This window comes from Echinicola sp. 20G, from assembly GCF_015533855.1.
In the GTDB taxonomy this organism is placed as follows: domain Bacteria; phylum Bacteroidota; class Bacteroidia; order Cytophagales; family Cyclobacteriaceae; genus Echinicola.
This window is the reverse complement of record NZ_AP024154.1, coordinates 5,202,480-5,222,795: the sequence shown is the minus strand read 5'-3', so window position 1 is coordinate 5,222,795 and position 20,316 is coordinate 5,202,480. Positions and strand designations below refer to the sequence as shown.

General features: G+C 40.4%; 19 protein-coding genes. 8 read left to right on the top strand and 11 right to left on the bottom strand.

Annotated elements, in window-relative coordinates; genetic code table 11:
• Positions 1–295 precede the first annotated feature (295 nt).
• On the top strand, positions 296–1,630 hold the full coding sequence (locus JL001_RS21020) for a hypothetical protein (protein WP_200979645.1): 1,335 nt from the start codon (positions 296–298) through the stop codon (positions 1,628–1,630).
• Between the two features lie 83 nt (positions 1,631–1,713).
• On the opposite strand, the gene JL001_RS21015 is transcribed toward JL001_RS21020, so the two are convergent.
• From JL001_RS21015 to JL001_RS20975, 9 genes are all read right to left on the bottom strand, one after another.
• Entirely contained in the window at positions 1,714–2,511 is a 798-nt protein-coding gene (locus JL001_RS21015) for an MbnP family protein (protein ID WP_200979643.1), read from the bottom strand.
• A gap of 128 nt (positions 2,512–2,639) precedes the next feature.
• A complete protein-coding gene (locus tag JL001_RS21010) occupies positions 2,640–3,014 on the bottom strand; it encodes a hypothetical protein (protein ID WP_200979642.1) in 375 nt (124 codons plus the stop codon).
• A gap of 3 nt (positions 3,015–3,017) precedes the next feature.
• Positions 3,018–4,100: a hypothetical protein gene (locus JL001_RS21005; RefSeq protein WP_200979641.1), complete on the bottom strand. Its 1,083-nt coding sequence runs from the start codon at positions 4,098–4,100 to the stop codon at positions 3,018–3,020.
• 10 nt (positions 4,101–4,110) lie between these two features.
• Complete coding sequence (locus JL001_RS21000) at positions 4,111–5,133, bottom strand: cytochrome-c peroxidase (protein WP_236252928.1); 1,023 nt, start codon at positions 5,131–5,133, stop codon at positions 4,111–4,113.
• Positions 5,134–5,185: 52 nt separating this feature from the next.
• Positions 5,186–5,932, bottom strand: a complete 747-nt coding sequence (locus JL001_RS20995; protein WP_200979639.1) for an MbnP family protein — start codon at positions 5,930–5,932, stop codon at positions 5,186–5,188.
• Between the two features lie 8 nt (positions 5,933–5,940).
• Positions 5,941–7,065 (bottom strand): cytochrome-c peroxidase, encoded by a 1,125-nt coding sequence (locus JL001_RS20990; protein WP_200979638.1) that lies wholly within the window; start codon positions 7,063–7,065, stop codon positions 5,941–5,943.
• 234 nt (positions 7,066–7,299) lie between these two features.
• Positions 7,300–7,680: a hypothetical protein gene (locus JL001_RS20985; RefSeq protein ID WP_200979636.1), complete on the bottom strand. Its 381-nt coding sequence runs from the start codon at positions 7,678–7,680 to the stop codon at positions 7,300–7,302.
• A gap of 140 nt (positions 7,681–7,820) precedes the next feature.
• The gene (gene hemN / locus JL001_RS20980) at positions 7,821–9,170 is read right to left on the bottom strand and encodes an oxygen-independent coproporphyrinogen III oxidase (protein ID WP_200980593.1); all 1,350 of its coding nucleotides are present in this window, start codon (positions 9,168–9,170) and stop codon (positions 7,821–7,823) included.
• A gap of 140 nt (positions 9,171–9,310) precedes the next feature.
• Complete coding sequence (locus tag JL001_RS20975) at positions 9,311–9,595, bottom strand: hypothetical protein (RefSeq protein WP_192010832.1); 285 nt, start codon at positions 9,593–9,595, stop codon at positions 9,311–9,313.
• Positions 9,596–9,743: 148 nt separating this feature from the next.
• On the opposite strand from JL001_RS20975, the gene JL001_RS20970 reads away from it, so the two are divergent.
• On the top strand, positions 9,744–11,114 hold the full coding sequence (locus tag JL001_RS20970; RefSeq protein ID WP_236252927.1) for a sulfatase: 1,371 nt from the start codon (positions 9,744–9,746) through the stop codon (positions 11,112–11,114).
• A 203-nt stretch (positions 11,115–11,317) separates the two neighbouring features.
• On the opposite strand, the gene JL001_RS20965 is transcribed toward JL001_RS20970, so the two are convergent.
• Positions 11,318–12,685 (bottom strand): Gfo/Idh/MocA family protein, encoded by a 1,368-nt coding sequence (locus tag JL001_RS20965; protein ID WP_200979635.1) that lies wholly within the window; start codon positions 12,683–12,685, stop codon positions 11,318–11,320.
• 390 nt (positions 12,686–13,075) lie between these two features.
• On the opposite strand from JL001_RS20965, the gene kduI reads away from it, so the two are divergent.
• From kduI to JL001_RS20940, 5 genes are all read left to right on the top strand, one after another.
• Entirely contained in the window at positions 13,076–13,915 is an 840-nt protein-coding gene (gene kduI / locus JL001_RS20960) for a 5-dehydro-4-deoxy-D-glucuronate isomerase (protein WP_200979634.1), read from the top strand.
• Between the two features lie 34 nt (positions 13,916–13,949).
• A complete protein-coding gene (locus JL001_RS20955) occupies positions 13,950–14,738 on the top strand; it encodes a gluconate 5-dehydrogenase (protein ID WP_200979633.1) in 789 nt (262 codons plus the stop codon).
• Positions 14,739–15,080: 342 nt separating this feature from the next.
• The gene (locus JL001_RS20950) at positions 15,081–16,196 is read left to right on the top strand and encodes a hypothetical protein (protein ID WP_200979632.1); all 1,116 of its coding nucleotides are present in this window, start codon (positions 15,081–15,083) and stop codon (positions 16,194–16,196) included.
• On the top strand, positions 16,189–16,779 hold the full coding sequence (locus JL001_RS20945) for a hypothetical protein (protein ID WP_200979631.1): 591 nt from the start codon (positions 16,189–16,191) through the stop codon (positions 16,777–16,779). Before JL001_RS20950 ends, JL001_RS20945 begins: the two co-directional genes overlap by 8 nt.
• 69 nt (positions 16,780–16,848) lie before the next feature.
• Positions 16,849–17,604 (top strand): hypothetical protein, encoded by a 756-nt coding sequence (locus tag JL001_RS20940; RefSeq protein ID WP_200979630.1) that lies wholly within the window; start codon positions 16,849–16,851, stop codon positions 17,602–17,604.
• A gap of 11 nt (positions 17,605–17,615) precedes the next feature.
• Here the strand turns inward: JL001_RS20940 and JL001_RS20935 are convergent, their stop codons facing one another.
• Positions 17,616–18,644 carry an endonuclease/exonuclease/phosphatase family protein gene (locus JL001_RS20935; protein WP_200979628.1) on the bottom strand — a complete coding sequence of 343 codons (1,029 nt, stop codon included), beginning with the start codon at positions 18,642–18,644 and terminating at the stop codon, positions 17,616–17,618.
• A 247-nt stretch (positions 18,645–18,891) separates the two neighbouring features.
• Here JL001_RS20935 and JL001_RS20930 point away from each other — a divergent pair, with 247 nt between their 5' ends.
• Positions 18,892–20,313 (top strand): hypothetical protein, encoded by a 1,422-nt coding sequence (locus tag JL001_RS20930; RefSeq protein ID WP_200979626.1) that lies wholly within the window; start codon positions 18,892–18,894, stop codon positions 20,311–20,313.
• The last annotated feature ends 3 nt before the right edge of the window (positions 20,314–20,316 follow it).

Genomic DNA, 20,316 nt, shown 5'->3' with positions numbered 1-20,316 from the left:
AAATTTAAATTTTGGCTAATTTTTAAATCTCATAACTACTTTAAAATCTGTATAAACAGTTCTTGCTATAGTTATGGTAGGACAATTTTGATATTGTTAAATAGGTTTAGACATGCTTCCTTTTGAAGAACCTTTAAGCACATCGGCAGTTGCCAATCGATTCTCCTCTTACCGTTTATAAGGAATAATGCTATATTCACATAAAAAAAAGGCGAAATATGGATGGGGATGGAATTTTGACGTAGGCTATGTCAATACGATTACCAACTTAAAATTTTCTTACATTAAACTCAAAATGAAATATTTTAGCATTTTGCTTACAGGGTTAAGCTTAATTTGTGGAGAAATGCATGCGCAATCTTCTAAAGAGGATTCCAAAGAAAAGAAAGAACTGAAGTTCAATTTGAATGCGGATGGCTCCCACTATGTAAAAGGTACTTTTTTGAATCAAGTTTGGCTTCGGTACACACAGGCTAACCCTGGATCAGAAGTCTACGGAACCCCAGATGAAAACTTATTTGATATTGGTTTGAGGAGAACCAGAATCCAACTTTATGGGCAACTTTCTGATCAGGTTTTCTTTTATACCCAGTTTGGCCAAAACAATTTATCCTATCGGTCTCCAAGAAAGCAAGGATTATTTTTCTTGGATGCAATTGGGGAGTATAAGGTGATGCAGGAGAAGCTATCATTGGGTGCAGGTTTGACGGGGTGGAATGGTCTGTCAAGATACTCTTCGCCTTCCATTGGCTCCATACTTTCCTTGGACGCACCGCTTTATCAGCAGGCTACCAATGATGTCAATGACCAGTTTGTGCGAAAGTTGAGTGTTTATGCAAAAGGGCAGTTGGGAAAGCTGGATTATAGGGTAGCCGTATCCAAACCCATGTCCATCCAAAATTCAGCTGTTCAAGCCCCGGAAATTGGAGAGAACGCCTTGTTTTCATCAGAGCCTGGATACGCTCAATATCACGGTTATTTCAAATACATGCTGATGGACAAGGAGTCCAATACCACACCCTATCAAGTAGGTTCCTATTTGGGAACCAAAAGTGTGTTTAACATCGGTGCGGGTTTTATGACCCAAAAAGAGGCCATGTGGCATTACGCTGATAATGGGGTGGATACTGTCCGTTCTAACCTCACGCTACTTGCAGTAGATGTTTTCTATGATAAACCAATTGATGCAAATAAAGGAACGGCAGTAACAGCTTATGCTTCTTTTAGCCATAATGATTATGGAAAGAACTATGTCAGGAACATAGGTGCTATGAATCCTGCGACCGGCACCAATGAAAATGGAAGCTTCAACGGTTCTGGCAATGCTTTTCCTATGATTGGTACAGGAAATACCTTTTATGCCCAATTGGGTTATTTGTTCCAAAAAGATTTATTGGGAAAGGCAGGAACGTTGCAGCCTTATATTTCCAGCCAATATTCCGATTTTGAGCTTTTTTCTGATCCCATGGTCATGTATGATGGAGGGATGAACTGGCTGATCAATGGAAATAGGGCCAAGTTGTCTCTCGGTTATCAAAGCCGGCCTATATTCACACTGAATAATTCAGGAGAATATATCAGTAGTGATCGAAAGGGAATGGCAGTGATGCAGTTTCAGGTGGCCATATAGCCATCATATTTTATATAAAGGTTAATAAAGCGTAAAAGGGAAAGCTACTGGCTTTCCCTTTTATTTTTGTCTAAAATAAACGCTTATTCTACCGTAAAAGCAGCTTGGTAATTGTTGGACAACTTCATCATCATTTCGGGCTTGGTAGCACCAATGACGTATTGGGTTCCGGACATTAGGTCACCATCAAAATTGATATCTGAAAAAAGTTTTTCAATGTCATTTTGAACGGTGATTTCGTCCCCCATATTGTCTGCAATCATAATCGGCTCTTCTAATTGCAAGTTGATGTTTCTGTAGCAGTCATTGGAACCGGTCTCAAAAGAGAAAGCGACTTCTTCTCCACCGTGAGAAGTTGTTCCTTTTAACTTGGTGAAGATATAACTGGTGAACCACATCCATGATGAATAAGACATGTTTTGCAGTGCATTTAATTCCCCTGCAGTTTGAGTCAGGTCATCATTGTACATAGGGTCGATACCGACTGCAAAGCTTATTCCTGTATAGGTTCCTGTGGGTATGTTTTTTAGTACAACAGTTTCCCTTACAGAATCAGGAAGAACAAATCTATCTTGAACGACCTGTTCTTTCATGTTTTGGATCAGGTAATAAGAGTCAGCTACTTTGAATGTTTCTCCATTTTCCTTGGTCAGTTCCACATTAGAGATCCAGTACCTCAATTCGTTGAATTTGAGAGAAGCCCCATCAGTAGAAGTGTATTCTTGATCCAATTGGAAGGCTTCATCCCCGAAAGTATGGGCTATTTGAAGGCTTAGGTTGGCACTTCCCTCGATGTTCATCACGTCATCTACATTTTCATCGCATGATGCAAAACCAACCAGTGTAAAAAGTGCTAATAAAAGTTTATATGTATTTTTCATTTTTTTCTTACTTGTTTTTATGTTTTCCAACTTGTTTCAAATAATCACAAATTTGCAACGGCAACCCTATTCTGTAAAGGTAAAGCCAGAGGGGCTGTGATCAAGTTGGGTTTTGTCCCCTAGGAATCCTATACGTTTACTTGGGGAGGCTCATCAATACCTTGTACAAAACCACGGCTTGGGTTATGTTCCCTCAGGTAGCCTGATGATTTTCGCATTGGTTTATAAAGCGAAAACCTTGGAATATCATCCATAAACATCCACTCTTGGTATTTGCTAGTTTTTATTGATTCCTTTTTTTCTTTGGCGTCAGTGGTAAGTGAGATCTTACTTTTCAGCACACAGCTTGCCCGACAAACCGTGATAGTTGCATAACGTTCTACACATTCCTCACGAGCCAACCGTTCCTGCCGGATTTTGAAATCAATAAATACTATGGGAGCTGCCATGATTTTGATCCAAAGTACTGATAGCAGAACCAGTACTTTAAAATCTGTTTTCATTTTCTATAGTTTGAAGGCTTTTATGATGCCAATACTCAATCTGTTTTGGTGATGAATCTGGTTGCCATTTAGGTCTTGGGTAAGCGGAGTCTGCCAAAGGAAGCTTAGAGTCCACTCTTGCCTATTGATGTCCAGACCTCCTTGTCCAAAAAGGACTTTCCCTCCTGTAAGGTTTTGTTTTTCACCTTCCCAGATATCCTTTTGGGATTGTTCATAATAGGTGCCAATATTTGGAACCAGAAGCCAATTATCATTGAGCGAAAATTGATGAAAACCAACTAAGGAACCATTAATACTATTGCCAAATTGATAGTTTTGCGCCCCTTCTGTGGATTGCTTATAACTAAATCCGGCATTCAGGCCAGTTTTATTGTAAAAAAGCTGGTAGTTAAACCGGGCAACATAACTCCATGAACCAGTCCCAGGTTGGATAATAGGATCCATAAGCGTACCGTTTTGGGCTATTTTTCTAGATTGTCCAGTAGGAGCAAGCAGTGCTAAGCCTGGACGGAAAGTATGGCGGGCCTTAGTGTTATAAACATAGAAAATTCGGTCTATGGCTAAGGTGAGGTCTCCCCAACCGTGAACCGATAGTGTGGTGTCCTGAACAGGGTTGGGCAAATCCAACATCTTCTCATAATGCACCCTGTTGGATTCGTAAGGGAGGAGAAAAGTAAAGTTCCATTTGTTTTGGAACATAAAGTTGCCCCGAAGCTCCACGGTTTCATAAGTTTCCCAGTCTTGGTCAGTTTTATTGACATAAAGGCCTGTTCCTTCGGGCTCATGCATGACGATAAAGTCCGGATCAAAATCCGGTGATGAAATAGTTCTGGCATTGCTGGAATAGGTGGCTGCAGTTCCATTTTTGAAGGCAGTACTTAGGTAAGTACTGGAAGTTTGGGGAGGTGAAGAATAGCCATATTGATCGTAGTTGCCAAAAGACCGATGCCGGTAAAAAAGCCCAATATAACTTCGATTTTGGAGCAGGCTGTATTCAAAGAAATTACAACTGTCGCAAGCCTTGGCTTCTTTCGTCACTAAGGAAATAGAAGTAATCAGGGATATTAGGAATATAATTTTTTTCATATCTAATCACTTACTCTTGGTAAGCTTTGTTGTGGATAAATTCGTAATCTGTCAGGGTATTCAGAAAAGCCAAAAGATCAGTTCTTTCCTTTTCACTAAGTTGAATCCCGTCTGTCAATTGGGGGGCTAAACTTTCATTAACCTGAACCCCATGGTCATAGTGTTCAAGGACTTCATCTAAAGTATTAAACCGACCATCATGCATATAAGGAGCAGTCACAGCAATATTCCTTAATGAGGGAGTTTTATAGGCTCCCCTATCTTTTTCCTCAAAGGAGATTCGATACCGCCCTAGGTAGATTCCTTCCAGCTCTGTAGGATTTGGGTAAGAAGCATCCAGACCATTGTTATGATAGGACAAATCTGTAAAAAGCCCTTCCGTATGGCAGCTGCTACAGTTTTTCTGATAGACTTGATAGCCTTGAATTTCAGGGTCGTCTAGTTCTATTTCATTTCGCTTCCATTGATCGTATTTGCTGTCTTGAGAAATCAGGTTTCTTGTAAACTGAGCGAGTGACCTTCCCACCAAAGCACTGGTGATGCTGTCTGATTTAAATGCAGCCTCAAAAAGGACTGGGTAGGTAGAGCTCCCTCTTAGGTAATGCAAAACTTCATTCAAGTCAGCACCCATTTCATCTGGATGAGTCAGCGGACCAAATACCAAGGATTCAAGGTTTACCGAGCCACCATCCCAAAAGAGACCCTTATGCCAGGCCAGGTTGAACAGGGGAGGAGCATGACGGTGCAAAGGTGTTCCGGATACTCCCTGATTGGACAAACCCAATCCATCGGTGAAAGCCATAGATGGATCATGACAACTTGCACAGGAAACCTTGCCATTCTGAGAAAGCGCTTTATCATAGAAGAGGGTTTTTCCTAGAATTACACCTTCTGTGCTCATGGGGTTGCGCTCCAGTTGTGGAAAGTCATTTTGTCCCAAAGTAGAAGAGAGGGCTGGTGTAAAGTACTCCGGCCCTGTCTCTTCATTTGGTGAAACATTGTCCAGGCATGAGGTCAAGATACCTATGCCCAAGAACAATATGAACTTATGTAAGCGCTGGGATTTCACTGATGGTGATTGTATTTTATTTTAGGCTGAAAAGCCCTTCTTGGTAATTATTGGCAATTTTAATGGCTAGATCGCCTCCCATGATACTAGTGCTTTCCAGTTCGTGGATATTCAAAGTATTGGGATTGATAAATAGCTCGCTAAGCTCAGCTTCAAATGAAAGGCTGGTTGTAGCTGAGTTCCCAAGTGATTTTCCAGCATCTTCTAAATCGAAGCTGATGGCTTTGAAATTTTGCTCACTTTCAGGGTCATTGTTTCCAATGTGAACAATCAATCCCTGACGTTCGCTAGACTGGTACTCCCATTCTCCTTCCAATACCAAGAATTTGTAACCAGTGTTCCAGTTCCAAACCATGTCATTGTTGGGATCCAGGTCTCCGACCTGATCTGTGGAGTGGTTTCTTGATTTGTCAATGCCCACGTAAAAGGTCAATTGGTCGTAGGCTGCTGTAGGGACTTCCACACTAAAAGCAGTTTTTCCAGCTTGGTCAATTAAGAAATACCCATCCTCAACCTTATAACTATAATTATTGGTGCTATTGGTAAACGTGATATTGGAAATGTAGTATTTAAATTTTCTTGGTGTAAAGCTTTCTCCCGATGGTAATGTATAAGCTTCACTTTCAAGTTCAAGAGCTTGTCCATTAAGACTGTGTGCAAATGAAAAGTTGACTTCCGTGGTAGCTGGAAGCTCATCTTTATCATTGTTGTTGCAGGCGGTAAAACCTAATATGGCTATCAATAGAATGGCTATGTTTTTCATTTTGTTGATTAGTTAAAAGGATCAGAAAAACGCTGATCCGTAATAAATTTTTCATCTGTTAAGGTGTGGAGAAAAGCCACTATGGCTGTTTTCTCTTCCTCTGAAAGGTGGAGTTTTACAGGTTGCCCAGGCACAATGGCTTCATTGCTGGCCTCCAGTATGAGGATGTCCAAATTGCTGTTGGTTTGAACATGATCATTGTAATGATCCAACACTTCTTCCAAAGTTTGGAAACGGCCATCATGCATGTATGGAGCAGTCAAGGCAATATTCCTTAAGGTAGGTGCTTTAAACTTTCCTTTGTCGGTATCTTTGCCTGTTATGGAGGACAAGCCATTTTCCAAGTTTTCATCGGCGTCCAGTCCATTGTTATGAAAACCTAGAAAATCATTACGATCACCAGAAGTCAGGAAACCCAAATGACAGTCTCCACAGTTGCCTCCTCTGATCTGAAGGGAGGCATCTGGATGGGTAAAGAAAAGCTCCATACCCAACTGTTCTGTCGGTGTCAACTCTGTTTCTCCTTTGATCCAAAGATCAAATTTGGAATCCCCGGAAACCAAAGTCCTCATAAACTGGGCGATGGCTTTGCCAATCAAGTCTGGTGTGATTTGATCTGTACCAAAGGCGAGTTCAAAGCGTTCAGGATAATCCTCATCTGCTTGGAGTCTTTCGACTGCCTCATCAATGGCCAAGTTCATCTCCCTGGCATCAGAGATCGGTTCTAAGGCCTGTTCTTCCAATGTTGCCGCCCTTCCATCCCAGAAAAACCTTGATGTCCAATGCAGGTTGGCCAGTGACATGGCGTTTTTGTCTCCCAATGTGCCATCAACCCCTTTACTGAACTGAAGTCCATCAGTAAAGGCCTTGGACTGTTGGTGACAGGAGCCACAGGATAGGGTGCCATCAGAGGAGAGTTGCTTCTCATAAAAAAGCATTCTGCCCAGTTCCACCCCTTTTTCTGTCAAAGGGTTATCCGCTGGCATTGGAATATCATTGGGAAAGTAATCAGGATGCTGCAACGTCAAGGTTGGGTTTTGTGGCTGGGGAATTTCTTCTGAGTCATTACCACAAGCACCAAGCGAAGCACATACCAATACTATCCCTATGTAATAGAGTTTTGAGTACCGCATGATAAGAGATACGCTATAGTTTAGCTTTTGCCAAAACGTAAAATAGAAATTAATGTAAAGCCTTTAGAGCTATCTATTTCCAGACTATTGATCACTTCATAGGTGTGACATCAATAGCCTAATTGGCTCAATAAAAGGCTAAGAAGGACAAATCATTTCAATAGCTCTTCAATTACCTTGATTGAAGGAAAGTAATTTCGAGTATGAATATGATTAATTCTTCACTAAGAAGGTTTAGGCGAAAGATTGAGGGGGATGAAAAATGTCGCTATGGTGGAACTTTAGGTCACGCTCTTTGTAAATAGGCTTCCCTACAAAATAAGGAGGGTAAAAGCTGTTAAAAGCTATACTGTTTTCCAAAAGGATAAAGATTCCAAAGTCACGGCTAAAGTTGATCCCTCCGTTTTGCTGTTCTTGCTGCTCTTTAGCATCCTGAAGCTGTTCTGTAAGAAAGCACTTGCCGTCACAGTGCATTTCAGGTTTATCCTTATTGATACAGAAATTTTCAGTAATGTATTCCTTGTTCAAGGCATAATCCATTTGAATGACCGAAAAGATCATGCTGTTCAGCACAATGATCATGGAAAGCCATATATGGAGCAAGGATTTTAGCATTTCGCTGCAAATATAGTACAAAAAGATCGTGCCTTTTAATAAAATTGGTTCTTTCTTGAAAAGAATGAAGGGGGCTAACAAATCAAATATCTTGCCCCTTTTGTTGGTGATTTTATGTCTAAATGGTATGTCAAAAGGCTTTAAATGGCTTTGCTGAAAACGAACTTTTTGGCTTCCTGCTTTTTCATCCTATGGTCAAATATTGCGCAAATATTACGAATAAAGGCCATGCCTAAATCAGTCACTTTGATGGTGCCATTGATAAGTGTCAATAGTCCATCATTTTGCATTTCACTCATTTGATGGAGGGTTTTCATGTCCCAAATAGTGTCTACCAACTTTGTTCTACCATTACAGATGAGTTCTAAAATTGTTTTTCTGGTTTTGATGTCTTCGCTAGACATAAGGTGACCTTTACTCAGAGGGAAATGATCCAGCGCCAATTGCTCTTTATACAGTTCTATATCTTTGGTGTTTTGTGCATAGGCATAATGAATATCACTGATAGCACTGCTTCCCAAGCCAATCAACATTTTGGAAGCCTGAGTGGTATAGCCCATGAAGTTACGGTGGAGTTTTCCTGCTATCTTGGCTTGAAGAAGCGGGTCTTCCTTTAAGGCAAAATGATCCATCCCGATTTCTTCATATCCCATTTCTTGCAGGAGTATTTTACCTGCTTCATAAAGGACTCTTTTTCCTTCTTTTTGGGGAAGGTACTGTTCAAAACTCTTTTGAGCCGGGAAGACAGAGGGTACATGGGCATAACTGTAAAAGGCAATTCGCTCAGGCTGTAAACTGGCCACTTGCTCAAAGGTATCCTTAATGCTATTGACCGTTTGATGAGGCAAGCCATAGATGAGATCGAAGTTAATGGCTTCATAGCCTACCAGTCGGGCATTGTCGGTAGCTTTTTTTACGGTTTCAAAAGGTTGCACCCGGTGAATGGCCTTTTGAACATTTTCATCAAAATCCTGGATACCATAACTTACCCTATTAAACCCCAATAACCTCAAGGTTACCAGATGTTCAAACGTAGTGTTGTTGGGATGTCCTTCAAAACTCATTTCAGCCTCAGGAAGCACTTCCGCACTTCGGATGATGTAGTTGAGCATCTCAAATAAATTTTCAGGTGAGAAAAAGGTGGGGGTTCCTCCTCCCAAATGGATACCTGCAATTTTTGGTTTTTCGGGAAGGACTTTTAAGTATTGTTCCCACTCCTTGATGATTGCTTGGATATAAGGTTTTTCCGTATCGTGATTTTTGGTGATCCGTTTATTACAGCCACAGTAGGTACATAGACTCTCACAATAGGGAAGGTGTATATAAAGATTGATTCCTTCATAATTTCCGAAATTCCGATAAGCTTTTTGAACAGTTCTCTTCCAGATCAGCTCACCTACATTGTTTTCCCAAAGTGGTACGGTCGGATAGGAGGTATACCTTGGAACCGCCACATCATATTTTCGAATCAGGTCAGTAGTACTTGTCATCATCTATCAAAGGTTTATGACAAAGCTATTTAACGTGATAGGAAAACTGTTTGACAGCTGTCAGTCCTAAGGCTGATAAAAGTCATGTTTGCCTTCTTGTTTTGCTAATTAAGAAAACGGAATGTTGTGTTAGAAAAACACTATAAAAAATACACTACCAAATCCTTCCACTCTTCCTCTAAACTGCAAGAAGGTTTAGGTTTGTTGGCATTTCGGTACCAATAAGAAGCATTCCATTGGTCTCCTTCTTTACGATGGAGGTAGGCATGGACATAGGCTGAGTCTTCATCTGTTAGGTCATTGACAAGGTCATGGGCATGTTCCCAATTCCCCTTTCCATCAAACCATAATGATTGAAGCTGAATGTTAAGTTCTTGAGGTGGATGATTGTGATTAAGGCTGTCTTTGAATTCTTCGAATGTCACGGTATAAAGGTGTTTTGTTTAATACCAAAGTTAAAAAATCCCTTGGGATTTGGCTTAAGGACTGAGATGATAAAGTGAAGCGAGAGGGCGGTTTTACTTTCTAATTTTTGTAATATTAGACTTTAACAACAAACCTATCCTTTTAATTGTGAGAAAAGTAAAATGTTTTCTGCCCTTCCTTGTTTTACTGATATTGTTGGATTTATCAGTATTTGCTCAAACCCCTTCTTCACAACCCAATATCATTGTCATTTTTGCGGATGATTTGGGATATGGGGATTTAGGCTGCTTTGGTCATCCTACCATACAAACCCCTTATTTGGATCAAATGGCCCATGAGGGGATTCGCTTTACCCAGTTTTATGTGGGAGCAAATGTATGTACGCCGAGCCGCGCTGCTTTGATGACGGGAAGGCTACCTGTCCGCTTTGGGATGGCAGGACATAATCGGGGGGTGCTTTTTCCTGATTCGTCCAATGGGTTGCCACATGATGAATTGACCATGGCAGAAATGCTGAAGGATGCTGGCTATCAAACCGGGATAATCGGAAAGTGGCATTTGGGGCATTTACCGGAATTTATGCCCAATCAGCAAGGTTTTGATTTTTATTTTGGGATTCCCTATTCCAATGATATGCGTCCTACTACTAATAATAACCGATATCCTCCTTTGCCTCTTTACAGAAATGAGGAGGTGATCGAAAGTGGAATTGATCAGACCACCCTGACCAAAAGGTATACAGCTGAAGCCATCCAATTTATCGAGGAAAACAAGGATAAGCCTTTTTTCTTGTACTACCCCAATAATTTCCCGCATGTGCCCTTGTATGCCAGCAATGACTTTGAAGGTAAAAGCGAAAGGGGAATTTATGGAGATGTAGTGGAGGAGCTGGATTGGAGTGTTGGACAGATTTTAAGTACCCTGAAACAGTTGGGTTTGGATGAAAATACTTTAGTGATTTTCACAAGCGATAATGGTCCTTGGCTGACCCAAAAAGCTCATGGTGGATCAGCTGGTTTACTCTTTGAAGGAAAAGGGTCCACCTATGAGGGCGGAATGAGGGTGCCTGCCATTGGTTGGTGGCCAGGAACTATAGAGTCAGGGCAGGTGAGCACATCATTGGTGACCAGTATGGATTTATTTCCCACTTTTGCCTCCTTGGCTGGAGGAAAGCTACCTGAGGGAAAAGTTACAGATGGCTACGATCTGAGTCCTCTATTTAAGGGAGAAGTGAAAGAAGTGAGGGAATTTGTTTACTACTATTTCAGGGATAAATTGCATGCTGTAAGAAAAGGACCTTGGAAAGCACATTTTACCACTAAGCCATCCTATAGTTCAGAACCTGCCCAAGAACATAAGGTGCCGCTTTTGTACCAAATTGAAAATGATCCTTCAGAAAAGTATAATGTGAATGAGGCCCATCCGGAAATTGTGGCCGAACTGACCAGGGCTTATGAAGAACATTTAAAGAGCTTTGAGCCTGCACCTTCTATCATGGAAGCAAGAATAGAGGAATAACATCTTTTAACGTGGAAAGCAGTGAAGTTTCATACTTGTTAGATCCGGAATTTCGTTTTGAAAATAAAGGAAACCAGATAAGCTGAGCAAAGAAAGAAATTAAGTCCTACCTTGACTGCTTGAGGAAAACCGAGCTCGTCAAACAGCCAAAGTAGGCACCAATAAAAAGCGGAGATTTCTCAGAAATCTCCGCTTTGTTTTTTTTATACAAGGTCATCAAAAGGATGCTTCCAGCCATTCTGGTAGGGGCGTTGGAGCAATTGGGTGGCTTCAGGATCATCGAGGATGATTTTTTGTTCGGGATCATAAACCAATGGTCTTCCCAGATACATCGCCATATTGGCCAAGATACAGGAGGCCGAACTGATATGGCCTTCTTCAATGTCAGCAACTGGCTTTTCATTATTTTCGATGGCAGAAAGAAAGTCTCTAAGGTGGTTTCTGGTGGCCGGGGCAGCATGCAGCTCGATCCTTTCTTCCGTGACGTCTTCTGGGTATTTTTCCTTTTCATAAACCACATCGCCATGGATTTTCTCACCCTCTCCATGAGGGATAAAGTCATAGCGCATTACTGAAGCCTCCAATGTACCTTTTTCTCCATACAGCTTGAATGCCCATGGATACGCTGGGTCAGCAGGATTTCCCCACGAGCGGTGCTGCCAGATGCAGTTCAAATCATTGTATTCAAAAATAGCTGATTGGGTGTCTGCAATATTGGATTTGCCTTCTTTTTGCACATAGATACCACCTGTAGATGATATTTTAGTGGGCCAGCCCAAATCAAGCATCCACCTGACGGTATCCAGCATATGGACGCACATATCGCCCATAATTCCATTACCATACTCCATAAAAGTTCTCCACCAGCTTCCGTGGGGAAGTTTGTCATAAGGCCTTAGGGGAGCTGGACCTGTCCAGAATTCGTAATCCAAATAGTCTGGTACAGGGATTACTTCGGGGCTGCCATTGGCTCGCATATGGTAATAGCAGCACATTTCCACATGGGAAATTTTGCCCAAGAGGCCTGTGTCTACAATTTTCTTTTTGGCTTCGATCAAGTGCGGAGTGCTTTTCCTTTGGGTGCCTACTTGTACGACCTTATTGTACTTTCGGGCGACAGCCAATATCGCCTCACCTTCCAGTACATCCACACTAATGGGTTTTTGGAGATAGAGGTGGGCTCCTGATTTTATGGCTTCAATGGCCTGAAGGGCATGCCAATGATCGGGTGTACCGATCATGACGATGTCCAATTCATTTTCTTCGAGTAACTTTCTGTAATCTTTATAAAGTTTAGGGACATTGCCGGAGACCTGTTTTTGACTGATGATTTTACCGGCTTCAGAAAGCCTGATTCGATCCACGTCACATAGGGCCACCACTTCCACAGGGGCTATTTGGAGGAGTCGGTAAAGGTCACTTTTTCCATACCAACCAGTGCCTATCAAAGCAACCTTATAGGCTTTTTTTGTAGAACCAATGCTGAAATTCATTGGTCCTAATGAAGCCAAGGCCATGGTGGCGGCAGAATTCTTGATAAAGTGACGACGATTGATGGGGTTTTTGGGCATATTAGATGAATGGTTTTGCGTAAAAATAAATTGGCATTAATACCACTTATTAAGATAGTTTTGATTTGAATAAATCAAAAGCTTCAAATGATCTTTGGTGAGAAATTCTTTTTGGCGGTAGTGCTTTTTTAATTTTAGGGAAAACGGCCCTGTTTCCTGGTTTATTTTCTCGCTAATATTGTTAGTTTTGTTATTCCAAAAGCCAATAGGGATAATCCCTTTCCCTGATCAAACTCCAGCGCTTTGGAAAGCAATAGCAGTTGACTTTTGAAAAATGCCTAAGTGGTTTGTAAAAAGTATTGATCAGGTTTGATTTAGCATTTGGGTAATCGATTGCACGGCTAATTTTAGTAGATTTGAAATACATTCATTCACATAAATAAAACAAACATGCATACAAACATCGTAACGAGACATGCGTCGCATCCTGATGATGTAAAAGGGTATGATACCCAGAAGTTGAGAGACCATTTTCTATTGGAAAATATATTTCAGGATGATCAGATTACGGGTGTTTACACGACTTTTGACAGGCTTATTGTAGGTGGCATAGCACCGGTGAACAAAGCTTTGGAGTTGGAAACAGTTGACCAGTTAAAAGCGGAGTACTTTTTGGAGCGAAGAGAATTGGGAATTATCAATGTGGGTGCTCCTACTTTGGTGACTGTAGATGGCACTGACCACAAGCTCAATACCAAAGAAGCCCTTTATGTTGGCCAAGGAGTGAAAGAGGTGATCTTCAACCCATCTGCTGAAGGAAAAGCCCTGCTTTATTTCAATTCAGCTCCTGCACATAAAGCTTATCCAACCAAAAAAGTAGGATTGGAAGATGCCGAAAAGGTAGAGTTGGGATCATTGGAAAACTCTAATCACAGAATTATCAATAAGTTGATCGTCAACAGTGTGGTGGAATCATGCCAGCTTCAAATGGGGATGACAGAGTTGAAGCCAGGAAGTGTATGGAATACCATGCCAGCGCATACTCATGACAGAAGGATGGAAGCTTATTTTTACTTTGACTTAGCAGATGATGCTACTGTATGTCATTATATGGGCCAACCTCAGGAAACGCGTCATATTTGGATGACCAATCACCAAGCGGTGATTTCTCCAGCTTGGTCGATTCATGCCGGATCAGGTACTTCCAATTACACTTTCATATGGGGAATGGCTGGAGAAAACCTTGACTATGGTGATATGGACAAGGTGGCACCAGTAGATATGAAGTAATCAATCCACCAACAAAAACCACTAATTATATTTTATGAAAGAATTATTTGACCTTACAGGGAAAGTAGCCTTGGTGACCGGTGCTACCCATGGTCTTGGAATGGCTATGGCGAAAGCACTTGGTAAAAGCGGCGCTACCTTGATAGTAAATGGACATACTCCAGTTAAGATGGAAGCGGCCATCAAGGCCTATAAAGAAGATGGAATCGAAGCTCATGGTTATCTTTTTGATGTGACCGATGAGGCTGCTGTGGACAAGAATATCTCTGAGATGGAAGCCAAGTTTGGTACCATTGATATTTTAGTCAACAACGCAGGGATGATCCAGAGAACGCCTGCTATGGAGATGGAGATTGCAGATTTTGCCAAAGTGGTGAACATGGACTTGGTTTCTCCTTTCCTGATGGCGAAGCGTGTTTCTAAGGGAATGAAAGAAAAAGGCGGAGGAAAGATTATCAACATCTGTTCTATGATGAGTGAGTTGGGTAGAAACACTGTTTCTGCTTACGCTGCCGCCAAAGGAGGTTTGAAGATGTTGACCAGAAATTTGGCTACAGAGTGGGCCAAGTACAATATTCAGGTGAACGGTATTGGCCCGGGATATTTTGCCACTGAGCAAACTGCTCCCATCCGTGTGGATGGCCATCCATTCAATGATTTTATCGTCAATAGAACACCTGCTGGACGTTGGGGAGATCCTGAGGACCTACAGGGAACAACAATCTTCTTGGCCAGTAAAGCCAGTGACTTCGTCAATGGACAGATTGTCTATGTGGATGGAGGAATCTTGGCTACCATCGGTAAACCTTATGGTGAAGAATAATATTAACTATTAACTGATTGAAAAGCCCTCTTAGGATGAATCCTTTGGGGGCTTTTTGTTTGGCAATCATTTTTTAGCTGACATCAACATTTTGGTAAACAAATGCCAGAAATAAAGCAAGGAATAAATTGGATATAAACAATATTTTATTATATTTATTATTGTGCTGAATGCGTATTTTATTTAAACTAAAATGCGGTATGGAGGTAGTGATCAGCTACTTAAAAGATATGTGGATTTTTTGCATTACTGTTTATATCTGGACTAATGTTTCAACTGTCCCATCGATTGTTTTTTGTCTTTCTGAGCTTTGTTATCTGTGTGAGCAGCAATTTTCAGGCAATGGCGCAACGTCCCCCAACAGGCGGTTCTGCACCAATAGAGTCAGAAGATAAGGGGATCAACCCTGTTGTATTTATAGTTGGTGGAATCGCTATTGGGGCGGCTTCTTATGCTATTGTCAAATCAAAAGGTGCAAAAATCCCTGTATCGGCATACCTACCTGATTATTTGCTGGCCCATAATATTTTGCCTACTTCTGATGCCTTGAACTTAATGTACAAGCTCAACCCTTCTTTGAATAATCAGCAGGAAATTCCTAAAAAAAGTAAGTTGAAGCTGCCAGAATTTCCTGTTTTGAATGAAGAAATAAGGCCTGATTTAATAACAGGAGATGAAGTAGCTTTGGCTACCGATTTGAATAGAGAAATGGATCAATTTGTAACTTTAAAAGAGTCTTTGGAAAAGTTAGAAGCTGCAGGGAATATGGCCAGCGTTCAGGTTATAACAAATCAGGTTAATCAACAATTGTCTACTGCAGGTTGGAAGGATTTGACTTCAAGGGCTATTTTTGACCAAATGGTTTATGATCTCCTCCGTGTTTTCAACCAGACCCTGGATGAAGTGGTTTTGGCAAAAAGTGCTGATCAAGAGCAACTGATGTTAATGAAAAGCATATCTGATAACCTAAGTGAGCTTTTTAATGATGTCAGGACTCTTTCATTAAACCACGATTTTCCTGTAGACCTGAATAAGAATCTGATATTTCTGGCCTCGGCCGAAGAGGTTTCTGTTCGAAGGGTAAAAGTTTATAATTCGATGGAGGCCTCTTCTGCTCGTGAAGGTATTTCCAAGGACTTCGCATTTGCTGTTTATAAAATCAATGAAGCGGGAGAATTAATCACTAAAGGGCCAGAGGTAGAGGGAAAATACAAAGTGAAATATGTGCTTCCTGCTCTCAAAGATATTCCAAGTGCCTATCATACCCTTAGAGATCCCGCTACCTATGCAGTCGCCGCTTTGCCACCGGCAAAAATGTACATCATTGTGGAGGATTTTAGCGGAATACCAGTTTCGATACAAGACCCTTTAATTGATTTTAAAGTAGTGTTCAAAAATCCTCAGCTTATCAATGAGGACGAAATGATCATTGTACCGTTGTACTTGTCCAATGATTAAACTACTAAAATATCGGGCAGCCCTTTTGGGAGTGCTTTTTGGTCTTTTTGGAGGAGCAATTTCTCAGTTGCTGGCCATTGAAGAAATGACGCTGTATTATACAGCATTGGCGAGTATCATTGGACTTGTGGTGAATCTGATGGTGTCATTTATGCTCAAGGGAAGGTGGAGCACAAAAATGAAAAATACAATCAAAGTGGTTTGTGTAATTCTCTTTGTAGGCTTAGTGGCGACTTTGTTTTTGCATACCAAGTTTTTTATTGAAGGTACTTTCTCCTACAGTGATTTTGAAGATAAGGTAAGCTATTATATCAAAGGAAGTGAATATACCAATGTGGCCAAGAAGTTTAAACAAGAGAATCCCTATGTAGAGTCTGATGAAGACCTGATCAGTGAGGGCTTTGGTTCTCCCGAAGAAAGGGATAAGGTGTGGACACAGGAATCTATCAATAGAAATTGGATGAGATTGCTCACCACGTATTCTTTGATCATCATATTCTTTGTGGCACTGGTTTCTATCCTGATAGAAGTACTGATGGGCAAGTATGGTAAAACCACGAGTAAAATGATAGAGACAGTTTAACGGTCTTGGTTGGAGGAAGCAAAGTTTGACTTTCTCAAAAAATGATAAAATAATCTAAAGCCATATGTTATGAAAAACATATTGATTTCTACAAAATGGATGATGCTGCAATTGGCCATGGTCAGCTGTTTGCTAGGCTGTAATTTGGATAATGAGATTCCTTCCAATGAACTGATCAATTACGATTTGCCTCAGGAGGTTGCTGATGATTTTTTTACTGGTGAAGTGATGGGAATAACAGGAAGTCTAGAACCATTTTTAGACCGCATTCAACGAAACGGAATGAAGATATATCAGGGTCAAAATCCTCCTTTTATTTATCAAAGCCTCATATTTGATAATCCGGATGGGCCTAAAACTGGTTTGATTTTCGAAATGCAGAATGATTGTATTTATGATGAAAAGTACCCTTCCTATGCTGATTCTATCTTTGGAAAGAATATAGAATATTTGTTTATTTTAAAAGATCAGAATGAAGTATTAGATGTTGAGGGTGGTTACGTTTCAATAGAAAACGAAGACTTTCCTGAATATCCTTATGGTTTTGATCAAGGTAGTGGAGAAGGGATAGCCTCAGGTGACGGAAGTAATTTCACCATTTTCTATAGAGTAGAAAATGGTTCTTATGGTAATCTAACTTACAAAGCTATTTGGATAATATCAGGGACATTTGAGTTTGTAAATAATGAAGAGCCCAGATTAAGTGAAATTACAAAATGCATGATAATGTTGGATAAAGGGAATGACCCTAATAGAGAGTTGGCGAGTATAGGTACTATTCGAATATTTAGAGGAATTAGACCAGAATGGATAAATATTAATTGAAATAACTTCTTTCAAGCAGGTTTATACTTAAAAATGGCCTTTACCACACCGTGATCTGAGGTGCCTGTTTCTTTGTGGTCTTCATCGACCAAATGGTCATTGAAGATTTGCATCTCTTTAAAGACCCAAACTCTTTTTTTAGAATTGTCATAAAATTCTTGTGAAACCAAGATATGGTCCAAAGATTCCCGGATGTCTTGGTGGATATGGGTATAATAAACATCCCTTAAGCTTCTGTACTCCTGCAAAGTGGCGACAGAGTATAAGTCAGCATCACCGCCACCAGTGGATAGACCCTGAAGATAGCGAGGTTGTCCGGTTACAATATTGATGGTGTTACTGAGCTGGGCGTCATTCATATCTCCAATGACGATGACAGGTAAATCATTTCCTTTGGTTTTGTCCACAATGATCATTCGCATGGCACAGGCCTCTGCAGTCCTTCTGATAGTTGAAAGGGTGGCTCCTAAGTTTTCATTATGGTTAATGTAATAGTCGTAATCGTCCCGGTACCAGCCCTCTCGATAAACAGCAGTTGGGGCTTTGGATTTAAAGTGGGAAACAAAAATGGATACTGGGTCACGGTCTTCCCTGATCTTTACTTTAAAGCTAAGAACTGGTCTGGAAAAGCTGTGGATATTGACACTTATGTCAGGTGTTTGGGCATCATCACCTGAGCTTTCTAGGGTGAATTTATCTGGAAAGTCGGTGATCCATTCTGGTTCACCTTCCAAAAGACCTTTTCTTACAGCCGCAGCACAGACAATTTTATTTCCGCCATGGTCTGGAGGACTGAGTAGGTCATAGTCTGCATCTAAACCAGTTAGGGTAAATGCTTCTTTTAAGGCATCAAGATTCCATAGTTCCTGAAATCCAAAAATATCTGCTTGGGCTGCTTTCAAAATATTGGCTGTCCAAATGATTTTTTTGGTGTATTGTTCTGTGGTCCAGCCATCATAATCACGATACATGGGCTTCCCAGGAAGGTTGAGGTTGTAAAGGTTGAAAGTAACCAGGCTGAGTTCTCTTAGATTGGGCATGATGTTTTGTGTTGAAGTGAAAAGAGTATGTGTGGAAATCAGAAAAGTTGGTGCTTGTGTACAAGCAATTTACAAAATATACAGCCCAAATTAAATACCATGTTTCAAGTATTTCGATATTAAATTATTGTTAATCAGTGATTTGTTTAAGGATGTAGTATTTGATCTGAATTTAATATTATTATTAGTGTAGTTATATAGAATGTAATTATATTTATATGATTTGTTTGATATAAATACTTGCCATATGCGTATACTTAGCCTCTATTTTGTGTTATTCGTATTTTTATTTGGTTGTAATAGTGAGGATGAATTTGGTGTGTCAATTCCTGAAAAGTTCGAATTGGTAGCCAATAAAAGTATCATTTGCTTAGGAGAAAGCACCGCCTTTTATCTTAGTTCTGGAGACTCTATAATCGATTCTGAAACGGTTCATTTTAGTATAGAGCCATCAATTGGTTTGATTGATGAGAATGGGGTGTATACTGCCCCTACATCACTAGAAGAAAGTACTGAAATAATAGTTAGAGCCAATCTAGGGCACGAGGGTGACTTTAGAGAAACAGTTTTGCAACTTGATGCAAATTCCTTGGAGGATCAAATTATTTTTGCAAATAAGTTTTCAAACTTGTTGATTGGAGGAAAGGGGTTTTTGGTTCCGTTTGGGGAAGGAATTGCCTTTTCCAATACTCAAAAAAAGTATGATACTAACTCCGAATTAAAGATTTTTCTTGGGAATGACTCAGGGAAAGAGTCTTTCGTGCTTTCTGAAGAAGGAGCTGGTTTTTATGAAACAGCAATAAAATTTAAAGAGCACCTATTTGTTGGCGGAATGACGATTATCAACAATCAGATTCAGGGAGTGGTAAGGAAAATTGATGAGTTGGGAAATATGAAATGGGAAAAATTGATGGTTGATAAAAGCATTCAGGATATTTATATTGATAATGGTGGTGTTGTTCATGTCCTAAGTTCCAGCGCGGCTGAAAATGAAGAAGATGGTAGGGTAGTAAACTTGATGAAACTGGGTCAATTTGGAAATGAATTGTACCAAGCAAATTTAGATCAGTCAATATTGGGAATGGCATTTGGAAAATCGGGAGAGGTCTTCAAGCTTTATAACGATGATGGAGTCTATCTATCTAAAGTAGATCAGGATTTAAAAGAAGAGTCTTGGAAAATAAAAGTTCACGATCGCAGGGAGTTTTCCCATTACCGAATGGTGCAAATAAGCCAGAGTGGAGAAATATGGGTATTTACGGGGGAGAATCCTGCTAATAACTATTCTTGGGCATTAAATCGATACTCTGTAGAGGGGAAATTAATTGCTAAAAAGGTTTATAGCTCTAATAGTAGATATAGGGATGTTCAACTGATAGATGTAAATATCTTGGAAAATGGAGATGCACTATTGACAGGATGGGGACAAGCATATAATGATGTTAGTAGTACTTGTCGTGTAATCTTAATAGACTCAAATGGAGATGTCAAATGGGAATGGAAGAATAATGGAGCGGATGGAAGCTGGGTATCAGGAATCGCTGCAATAAAGAATGAAAAGGGCTATCTGATCTATGCAAATGTAGTATCAGAGGAGGTAAGTACAGATTTATTTTATCAGTTGAATGAAGAAGGGAAGCTAAGTCCTTGCGCTCAAGAAGCTAGCTAAAAG

Excerpts from the sequence above, each read along its gene's own strand:
- JL001_RS21020 (WP_200979645.1), top strand. The coding sequence starts at position 296 with ATGAAATATTTTAGCATTTTGCTTACAGGGTTAAGCTTAATTTGTGGA.
- JL001_RS21015 (WP_200979643.1), bottom strand. The coding sequence starts at position 2,511 with ATGAAAAATACATATAAACTTTTATTAGCACTTTTTACACTGGTTGGT.
- JL001_RS21010 (WP_200979642.1), bottom strand. The coding sequence starts at position 3,014 with ATGAAAACAGATTTTAAAGTACTGGTTCTGCTATCAGTACTTTGGATC.
- JL001_RS21005 (WP_200979641.1), bottom strand. The coding sequence starts at position 4,100 with ATGAAAAAAATTATATTCCTAATATCCCTGATTACTTCTATTTCCTTA.
- JL001_RS20995 (WP_200979639.1), bottom strand. The coding sequence starts at position 5,932 with ATGAAAAACATAGCCATTCTATTGATAGCCATATTAGGTTTTACCGCC.
- JL001_RS20990 (WP_200979638.1), bottom strand. The coding sequence starts at position 7,065 with ATGCGGTACTCAAAACTCTATTACATAGGGATAGTATTGGTATGTGCT.
- JL001_RS20985 (WP_200979636.1), bottom strand. The coding sequence starts at position 7,680 with ATGCTAAAATCCTTGCTCCATATATGGCTTTCCATGATCATTGTGCTG.
- hemN (WP_200980593.1), bottom strand. The coding sequence starts at position 9,170 with ATGACAAGTACTACTGACCTGATTCGAAAATATGATGTGGCGGTTCCA.
- JL001_RS20965 (WP_200979635.1), bottom strand. The coding sequence starts at position 12,685 with ATGCCCAAAAACCCCATCAATCGTCGTCACTTTATCAAGAATTCTGCC.
- kduI (WP_200979634.1), top strand. The coding sequence starts at position 13,076 with ATGCATACAAACATCGTAACGAGACATGCGTCGCATCCTGATGATGTA.
- JL001_RS20955 (WP_200979633.1), top strand. The coding sequence starts at position 13,950 with ATGAAAGAATTATTTGACCTTACAGGGAAAGTAGCCTTGGTGACCGGT.
- JL001_RS20950 (WP_200979632.1), top strand. The coding sequence starts at position 15,081 with ATGGCGCAACGTCCCCCAACAGGCGGTTCTGCACCAATAGAGTCAGAA.
- JL001_RS20945 (WP_200979631.1), top strand. The coding sequence starts at position 16,189 with ATGATTAAACTACTAAAATATCGGGCAGCCCTTTTGGGAGTGCTTTTT.
- JL001_RS20940 (WP_200979630.1), top strand. The coding sequence starts at position 16,849 with ATGAAAAACATATTGATTTCTACAAAATGGATGATGCTGCAATTGGCC.
- JL001_RS20935 (WP_200979628.1), bottom strand. The coding sequence starts at position 18,644 with ATGCCCAATCTAAGAGAACTCAGCCTGGTTACTTTCAACCTTTACAAC.
- JL001_RS20930 (WP_200979626.1), top strand. The coding sequence starts at position 18,892 with ATGCGTATACTTAGCCTCTATTTTGTGTTATTCGTATTTTTATTTGGT.